Origin of the sequence: Vibrio sp. RW (assembly GCF_027587105.1) — a bacterium.
Lineage (GTDB): Bacteria > Pseudomonadota > Gammaproteobacteria > Enterobacterales > Vibrionaceae > Vibrio > Vibrio toranzoniae.
The window spans coordinates 37,101-44,991 of record NZ_JAPPTM010000029.1 but is presented as its reverse complement, the minus strand read 5'-3'; the positions used below and the strand labels follow the sequence as shown (position 1 = coordinate 44,991).

Annotated in this window: 7 protein-coding genes; all 7 read right to left on the bottom strand. The window is 40.7% G+C overall.

Going from position 1 to position 7,891, the window contains the following annotated elements:
• The coding region (locus OCT63_RS18390; RefSeq protein ID WP_269984271.1) for a hypothetical protein at nucleotides 1–495 on the bottom strand (495 nt) is incomplete at its 3' end.
• Nucleotides 496–566: 71 nt separating this feature from the next.
• On the bottom strand, nucleotides 567–1,997 hold the full coding sequence (locus tag OCT63_RS18385; RefSeq protein WP_269984270.1) for a hypothetical protein: 1,431 nt from the start codon (nucleotides 1,995–1,997) through the stop codon (nucleotides 567–569).
• A 13-nt stretch (nucleotides 1,998–2,010) separates the two neighbouring features.
• Nucleotides 2,011–2,592 carry a hypothetical protein gene (locus tag OCT63_RS18380; protein ID WP_269984269.1) on the bottom strand — a complete coding sequence of 194 codons (582 nt, stop codon included), beginning with the start codon at nucleotides 2,590–2,592 and terminating at the stop codon, nucleotides 2,011–2,013.
• A gap of 66 nt (nucleotides 2,593–2,658) precedes the next feature.
• Complete coding sequence (locus OCT63_RS18375) at nucleotides 2,659–3,744, bottom strand: hypothetical protein (RefSeq protein WP_269984268.1); 1,086 nt, start codon at nucleotides 3,742–3,744, stop codon at nucleotides 2,659–2,661.
• Between the two features lie 4 nt (nucleotides 3,745–3,748).
• On the bottom strand, nucleotides 3,749–5,566 hold the full coding sequence (locus OCT63_RS18370; protein WP_269984267.1) for a GspE/PulE family protein: 1,818 nt from the start codon (nucleotides 5,564–5,566) through the stop codon (nucleotides 3,749–3,751).
• Between the two features lie 8 nt (nucleotides 5,567–5,574).
• Complete coding sequence (locus OCT63_RS18365; protein ID WP_269984266.1) at nucleotides 5,575–6,309, bottom strand: hypothetical protein; 735 nt, start codon at nucleotides 6,307–6,309, stop codon at nucleotides 5,575–5,577.
• Complete coding sequence (locus OCT63_RS18360) at nucleotides 6,306–7,889, bottom strand: type 4b pilus protein PilO2 (protein ID WP_269984265.1); 1,584 nt, start codon at nucleotides 7,887–7,889, stop codon at nucleotides 6,306–6,308. The genes OCT63_RS18365 and OCT63_RS18360 overlap by 4 nt, the downstream gene beginning before the upstream one ends.
• Nucleotides 7,890–7,891: the final 2 nt, after the last annotated feature.

Sequence of the window (7,891 nt, the reverse complement as noted above, 5' to 3'; positions counted from 1 at the left end):
GTCTTCCATGCCGATAACATAAAAGAAGCGGTGTGAAAGGTAATAAATGATGGGGCCAAACTGCGAGGCCAAAATAACCCACCACCCTATAAAAATGTTTCTGATATCCCAATCAAACAAGTAAGTTTTAGTCCAGTTGAACATTACATCCGGTTTTGGAACTGCTTCTTTTAACATGTAAAACCCTTCTAGAGTTGCGCTTCCCATATTCTCAATAGTTAGAAGTATTGTTGGAACAGTAACAAATAGTTGACTATCGAGTAGTGGTTGCATCTCGGATTTTAGATACAGAAAACCATGTGTTGCGGCTATGATGATAAACAAGCTAAGACCAAGACCATAAACACCAGGCATATTGGTGTTAAGGAATCTGAGAGGTAAAAATACAATTCGAAGAAGATTCGTAATGACATAGATAACGACACCAGTCACTACATAGTAGATCAATGCAGGCGTGCGAATTAGGCCAAATACTAGTGCCAATACAAAATTCATAGCCTTCTCCAATATATAACATGTTAGATATAGGCATTGTAGTGCTTATTGCTTTTAAATGAAAGATGTAATTATGGGTAATAACAATATATTGTAAGGAGTGCTCGGTTATCGGTCATAACGGTCCAATCTCGCGCAATAAAATCGTAGCCAAGAAGTTGCACTAAGTATGCAGTACCGTTGGTTTGGACTCGAACGCGATTATAAGCATAATTTGAAACAATACTTCCATTGTCCGCGATGCTCGATTTGCTATCTTCCCAGTTAACAACCAATCGATTAGCAGTTACTCCAAAGCCATCTCCGCAATCTACTCTATTGAGTACCCCTTGACCATATATAGTCGTTGCGCCTTTATGGACATAATTTGGGGTAAGATTTGATAACGATACACCCCCGCGGCTCGTTAAACGTATGTCTTCTGTTCGCGATACACCGCCTGGGTTGAAGAACATACTACTGTCATTGGAGTCGACAATTGAACCTGGAACGAAGATTGACCCATTTTCGAGTGTTGAAATGTTAGTACCTGTACCAACTGCCAAGCCCCCCGCAAAATTGTTGAATTGAGCTGCGTCAAATTGATTGATTGATGTGGTTATACTTGCTGTACCAGCTGTTACGTTTGTGTAGTTAAGGTTGGTACCATCAAGAGTGGTAATGGTACCGTCAGTAGATGTTAGATTGTCGATTGTGCCATCAGTAGCGTTAATTTCGTTTGCGTTTAAAACGTTGAGTTCACTTGTACCGTCTAAGTCTAAAGTGAATACAGGGTCATCACGGTCTACTATTGTTGAAACTTCTAACCGATCCATGTCGTCGAGGTTTTGCCCTCCCCAAGGTATCGCAGTAAGTGGTGAGTTTAAACCACGGATACTGAGGTCTTCTGAAGTTGCCGAGTTCCAAGCTATATCAAAAGTAATGATGCCTGTATCTGTGTCGCAATCGACATTAGCAAGCGAACCATCAAACGCAGTATTTGATAAGCCGCCACCTGCTACAGTTGCAATGCCACATGAGCGGGTAACTCCATTCTCACCATTAAATTCAAACCCTCGTGTACGTGTATCGTTTGATACCTCTACTGCGATATTTAACGTTGTACCATCGTTTGATATTTCACTTCGATACTGCATGTCATCACCAATTACTGGTGCATTTTCGAAATCACAAAAAAGATATTCATCAGGTTGAGGTCCTCCGCAAGCAACGTCCTTTAACCATAGAGTGCCGATATGAACTGCACCGTCTTCAAAAGGTTGCCCTGCGACATTCCATTGAGCAAGTGAGCCAGCTTGTGTACTCGCATTTTTAATGGCGTGGATATACGTAGAAATTCGCTGCCCTTGTAAGTTGTCACGTTGCATATTTAAGTTTTCACTCTGAATCCTTAAAAAAACAGTCATGATTAACGAGAGTGCGAACATGGCCAGTACGATTCCAACCTGCAAAACGAAACCACCCTGCTTTTTGTATCGTGTCTGTAAGGTTGAAATCTTCATACTGGCCTCTTACCTATCGGTGGATAAGCGTTACGGTTACTTCATCAGCCGAAGCACACTGAGTTTTCATCGTGTTGTTACCGTCAATGCGTGTGCCTTCAACTTGGATTTCAATCATTTGTTCGAATAGTGCTCCAACCAAGTTGTTACATTGCGAGGTTTCAACATTTGAAAATGCAAATGTGAAGAATTTTCCTGTACCTGTGGTTGTAATACCCGCTTTATTCGTTGCCGAATCCGCTGAACCACACGTAAGGCCGTCGTCTGCAAAAGGTGTCGTAAATTCATCTTGTGTGCTGCTGCGCCAGCTAGATGGGAAAATGTCTTTATCGTAACAGTCAGTGTTGTTGAAGGTGCTGTAGTCATCAAAAGTCCCGTTGGTTTTGCGAGCTTTCTCTACGGCTTGCAGGATGTCTGTTTTGGCATTATTGACCAATGTTGCTTCGTTAGTATCGCCTTGCGTTGATAACATATAACCAACTGTTACACCTACAGCAGCAAGCACAACTGCATATTCAATAGAGAACAATGCGCCGAAGCGTTTTCGATGTTTTCCGCCTTGCTCTACAGGTTGTTTTTTACTGAAAAAAAGCATATTTAATCCCTTTGTTAGTTGCTCTGGTTTTTTATATACCTATAGCGTATATAAGACAAGTTTTATTTACACAGCCTTAAGGCTCATCATAGACATACTTATTAATGCGACAGTTGATACAAGCCCAAGTGAAGAAAATATAAGTATGCTGTTAGTCATTCTTGTTACGAGCTGCTCCGTTGATTTAAAGACTTCTTCGCTAATGCGCTCTATTTTGGTTGAGAAGGACGACGTTAGAGCGTACGACTCTATTTCAATCCTTGGGCCTTTTTTAAAAAAATCGCATGATAAAGCACGACCTTCTGTGTACCCATTTACCATCCGCATACGAATCTTTTGACACCAAAACTTAACGTATGGACTTTGGTACCGACCAATCATTTCAAGGGCATCTGTACTTGATACACCTACCTTTAAAAGTTCACCGTATGTTTGCAATGCAACTGCAGAATTGACACTGTCAATAATGTTCCATGGAGGCAAATTTGTTGGCCGCTTTCTGATTTGATTGGGGATGCTCCATATGGTCCAAATCATGTATATGAAGAGGACAACGAATAAAAAAGGAGAATATTGATACACATTTCCTGTAAAACTGGACATAGTCATTAACAATCCCGTTTTTTCAACTGAGAGACCTCTAAACAGGTTTTTATAGATCCAAAGGTGAGCACCAGTACACGCACCAATGATCAACATCATTGAAAATATAGGCCCTAAAACCCCTAGTATCGCCACACCCTTCATCTTGTTCTTACGCTCGAGATTACTAACACATAAGTGCAAAATCTGATGTGAGCTCTTTTCTTCTTCGATCGCACTAACTACACCAATTGTCATACTGTCAAAGAACGGAGCCAGCATATAAGACAATCTTGGCTTGTATGTGTACCGTTCGTTCAAGATCTTCAAGAACTTAGTCTCAACACTTCTTGGTTGCTGGTTTTTATATGCGCCTAATAGTGATGACAAAGATTTGGTAACAGCATCCCCATCTTTTAATCGAGTTGCAATTTTGTCCAACATATTCTTCTTGGATTCTGAAGATAACCGAAGGTTTAGTAACTTGAGCATAATTCGTTCATAGACGTCATCGTCAAGGTATATCTTCTTGGCGTCTACTATGTTTTCGTGTAGCTTTTTTCTCAACATGTGGTTATCCTTTCGGGTGATATAGGGAAACGCCCAGTTCAACTCTTAGTCGTTTGCTCTCTACAAGTTCATCTATCTCAGATTCAATAATGACCGGATCCAGTTCACCCCTGCACATTTTGTAAATAGCATGCTCCAGCTTGGTGAAACCACCATTGTTATACCAATAGGCGTGCGCTTCATTGTCCTTTGATTGTACCCATAACTTACGAATAGTAGCGTCGGGTGCTAACGCTTCAGCAACAGGCGTCCTTCCGATTCTTCCGTCAGATGAGTAGTTGCAATGCTCACACCCTCCATTCGTCGCGAATCTTACATCCTTCAAATATTCGAGTAGTTCCAAGTCAGCAAGTGATTCAATAAGTGAATAGACTTCAGGGGAATCGGAAGGGAGCTCATCGTAGGTTTTTGAACAGCAAGGGCACACTTGTCTTAATAAGGATTGCGCGATGATGAGTGTTAAGCTGCTAGGGTTCAAATAAACAGATCTCGGTATTCCCCATGAATCAATACGCCCTGGGACTTCGAAAACCCCACCTGCATGAATGGTCGACAAACATAGGTGTCCAGTCTTTGATGCCTCCATCGAAAAAGTGGCGGAGTTTTTACAGCGAACTTCTCCTGCGCCCATAACGTCTGGGTCTGAACGAAGGTTAGCTTCTAATACCCTCCTGAATTTAGTCTCAATACTGTTTCTTTCATTGTCATGCGCTGTCGTATTGTCTTCAAGGTTGATCTGTGTAATACCCTCAAGGTTCATTTCAACTGGGTTCTCAACAACAATAAACTTTCTGGTGCCTTGATAAAGATCCTTCAAGTAGTCGTAGATCGAATACATAGATTGGCTTTTACCAGACCCTGTGATACCAGCTAATAGAATATTGCCCTGCTTCATTGCAGATTTTTTCTTAATGAGTTTCAATGCAGCTGGGTGATAGCCTGTGTCTTTAATTGGCCTTACTTTGGCACCATTCAAGCCTGCGGAAATACGACAACATAAGTCTCCCCCCTTTTCTATTGTACGAGGTAGAAACTCGACGCGGAATTCGACTCGATTTACATCTTCTATATACACAAACTTCGCTGTTCGTGGTTCATTCCAGTTTAAGTTGTTACCTTCGATGGAACTACCGGCACTTCGGTCACCACCAATAATGTTGTAGGCCACATCAACTGTCTGATATAGAAAGTCATACTGATACTCTGCAAAAACCTGGAGATTCCCATCCACTCGTATTCTGATTAATGAAGCACCCGGAATACACGAAACCTCAAAGTGAATATCACTACAACTTGGATATTGAGTCATAATCTTTTTGCAGATTTCTTTAAAGGCTCTACCTTCATCGTCTTTTGCCAGTGATTCAGTTTCTGTTGTATGGTCGGCAAAAGCATGAATAAGTTCTTCAGTACATTGAACTTTGACCAGATTTAGAGAGGCTCTGTTTGTAAGCCCCATATCTGAAATAAGAGAAGTTTTGATACTAGGAAAGTGTGTACGGAGGTCACTTGTCATTAATACTGTGTACACGGATTTTTCTTGGTCATTGAATGTTAGCTTTGAGCTTGCTATTACGTACTTCTTGCCGTAAAGAGGATTGGTCATTTTGTGTTGAGGTAAAACGTCTCCAATATTCCACTGTAAGTCAGACCGCTTAGTATATGGCTGATCATTTATAAAGAAGGTCGCGTTTTTGGCATCATTTAGATATCGCGCCAAAATATGTTGATTACTAATATGTACCAAGTCTGAGTTACCTGTTGTAACTAGACTTCGCTCACTTCTCTGGACTGGAAACAATGAATTGGTATCAGAACTCATAGAAACTCCTAACGGAACATTAAACCTTCAGAGGGAGAAGAATTTGGCATGAACGTAGCTGGTGAAGTAGAAAAACCGCCTAAAGACACTTCTGATAATTTATTTTCAACAATTTGGTCTCTAAAAGCTTGGGCCTTTTTGAATCGAGAGATCGCCTCTTCTTCACTCATCAGCCTTAAGTTTCTTTGGCCATTCTTTTTTTCCATACCGGTATTTGGGTCGATAGGTACGACTAACGCGCCTTCGAAATTAAGTTTTTTGACAAGCCAGTCACCAAAAATAGCGTTTTCGGTTAATACTTCATTGGCGCCTTGATACCAAAACTCACCTCTAATCAACCCAGCAACTTCGTAGACATCGACCAGGAAGATTTGAGACTCCATCTCTGAAATTAGCTTGTCAATGTCTTGGTCTTTTTGCATCGCTAGCTTGCGCTGAAAAGCTTGCTGCTGGCGCATCTCCACTAGTTTAGGGTCGTCCGCTGGCTTTGTTTGCACCTTAGTTGATAAGCCTTTTTCAATTTGTAGTAAATTGAGGTATTCATTATCCAAAACTTTCATCCGATTACGGTGAGCTTTTTCAGCTTCAGCTAGACTAAGATCTGATAATGATTCATTTTGTGAAATGGATAGTTGGCGTTTGGATTGAATATCGCCGTAAGTTTCTTGTTTTGCATGCGAGAAATTGGACGCAATCAAAGTCGTGGCAACTAACGTTTGTAATAGCTTGATTCGAGTGATCATAAGGTCTTTTCCTCCTCTTCTCGGTTCAAAATTGTTTTATCGTGTATGTAATGAAGCGTCATGGTCATCTCTTCTGTTTCAAGGTTTAAAGAGATCTTTGTGACCATTAAATGAGGGAATTCATCTAGCTGTTTGGCTAGTCTAGGTAAATTTTTAAATGACCAGCCATATCCGCTAGTTGCAAGATTCAGTTCAAGTGTTGTGTAGTCTATTTCAGGTTGTTCAATTGAATATTCATAGATGAGGTTCTTGAATGGAGTTTCACGCTTTTTTCTTATAGACGTGTTGATATTTCCAGTGAACTTCCCACCACTCGTTCTACTCTCATTTTGTACAAAGCTTAAAATATCTAGGTACTTACCTTTTGTGTCTGAAATAAAAGTAATGGCATCTAAAGGTTCAAAATTTTGTTTAGGTAACGGAAGTGGTTTGAGTGAGGTAGTTTCAATCATTTCTCCGTGGAGTAAGTAAAGTACTTCCCCTTCGAATTCAGTTGAGTCTCTAAAGTCAGCTACTGAAGCCCCCCCATTCCTCCAGAACACTTTTATTTGATGAAACATTTCAATGTCTGCAAAGTCTCCAACCGTGGAGAATTCCTTAGTGATGATTGCCTTTAATCTCAGATCTATTTTTTCTGGATACCAACCTTTAACGTTGACAGGGAGAGCTTCAACATATTTAACGAACTGTGAAATTACCTGTTTCGGATTTGAAGCGACTAAACGTTGACTTAGCCATTTTGCTTCTTCCTCACTTGCACTGAGAGCGTCCGATGCGAGCACATTTACATTTGGCTTCGCTCTTGAAGAATTTCCAACGATTCTTGTATTACTTTTCTCTAGCGCTGAAGCTGCTATAGCATCTAAGTCGTACACCAATTCTTCAGTATCACTATTATTTCTGAGGTGGTTAACCCCGATTAAGGCAGCTAGCAATACAGAAGTTACTAGTAACGCCTTCTTTGGGATGCGTGTGAGCGGGTTAGTGTTCAATAATGATTCAACGGTTTTGATCTGAGCGAAACGTGTATCATCTACAGCATCGTTTATCGTCGCGTAATCAACATCTTGGTATAGGCTTAAGTCTTCCTCAAAAACAGCAGATACTCGCTCCGTAATTTCTCGAGGAACGACATAACGTAGTTTCACTTCATCAAGATCAAACATTTGGTAATGTTCATTCATGAGTGAAACTACGGCATCAATGTCATCGAGTATTACGTCATTATTAACACCAACAGGGACATGGTCCTTGATTAACAGGTACCAATAAGTGCCATCTTCTAGCTCTTGTACAAAAAAGGCACTTGGATAGTTTTCACTAATGGCTTTTGAAACTATCGCCGCTGCGGAGTAATATCGTGATGAAAGTTCATCGGCAAAACCGATGCTTAAAACATTATTTCCTTCAACATCCAATCCGTTAACAAGCACGCCATTAGTCTCCTCGTGCTTGTTCTGCAACTTTTTAATATGAGCGTTACGCTCTGACTCAACAATGTTATACCACCGTAAGCCAATGTAATGCTTTGGAAAGCCAAGGCTCTCCAAAGACTTCATGTACTTAGAACTAGTATCCATTG

Bases quoted from the DNA above. Each gene is read 5' to 3' on its own strand.
- OCT63_RS18385 (WP_269984270.1), bottom strand. From the start codon at position 1,997: ATGAAGATTTCAACCTTACAGACACGATACAAAAAGCAGGGTGGTTTC.
- OCT63_RS18380 (WP_269984269.1), bottom strand. From the start codon at position 2,592: ATGCTTTTTTTCAGTAAAAAACAACCTGTAGAGCAAGGCGGAAAACAT.
- OCT63_RS18375 (WP_269984268.1), bottom strand. From the start codon at position 3,744: ATGTTGAGAAAAAAGCTACACGAAAACATAGTAGACGCCAAGAAGATA.
- OCT63_RS18370 (WP_269984267.1), bottom strand. From the start codon at position 5,566: ATGAGTTCTGATACCAATTCATTGTTTCCAGTCCAGAGAAGTGAGCGA.
- OCT63_RS18365 (WP_269984266.1), bottom strand. From the start codon at position 6,309: ATGATCACTCGAATCAAGCTATTACAAACGTTAGTTGCCACGACTTTG.
- OCT63_RS18360 (WP_269984265.1), bottom strand. From the start codon at position 7,889: ATGGATACTAGTTCTAAGTACATGAAGTCTTTGGAGAGCCTTGGCTTT.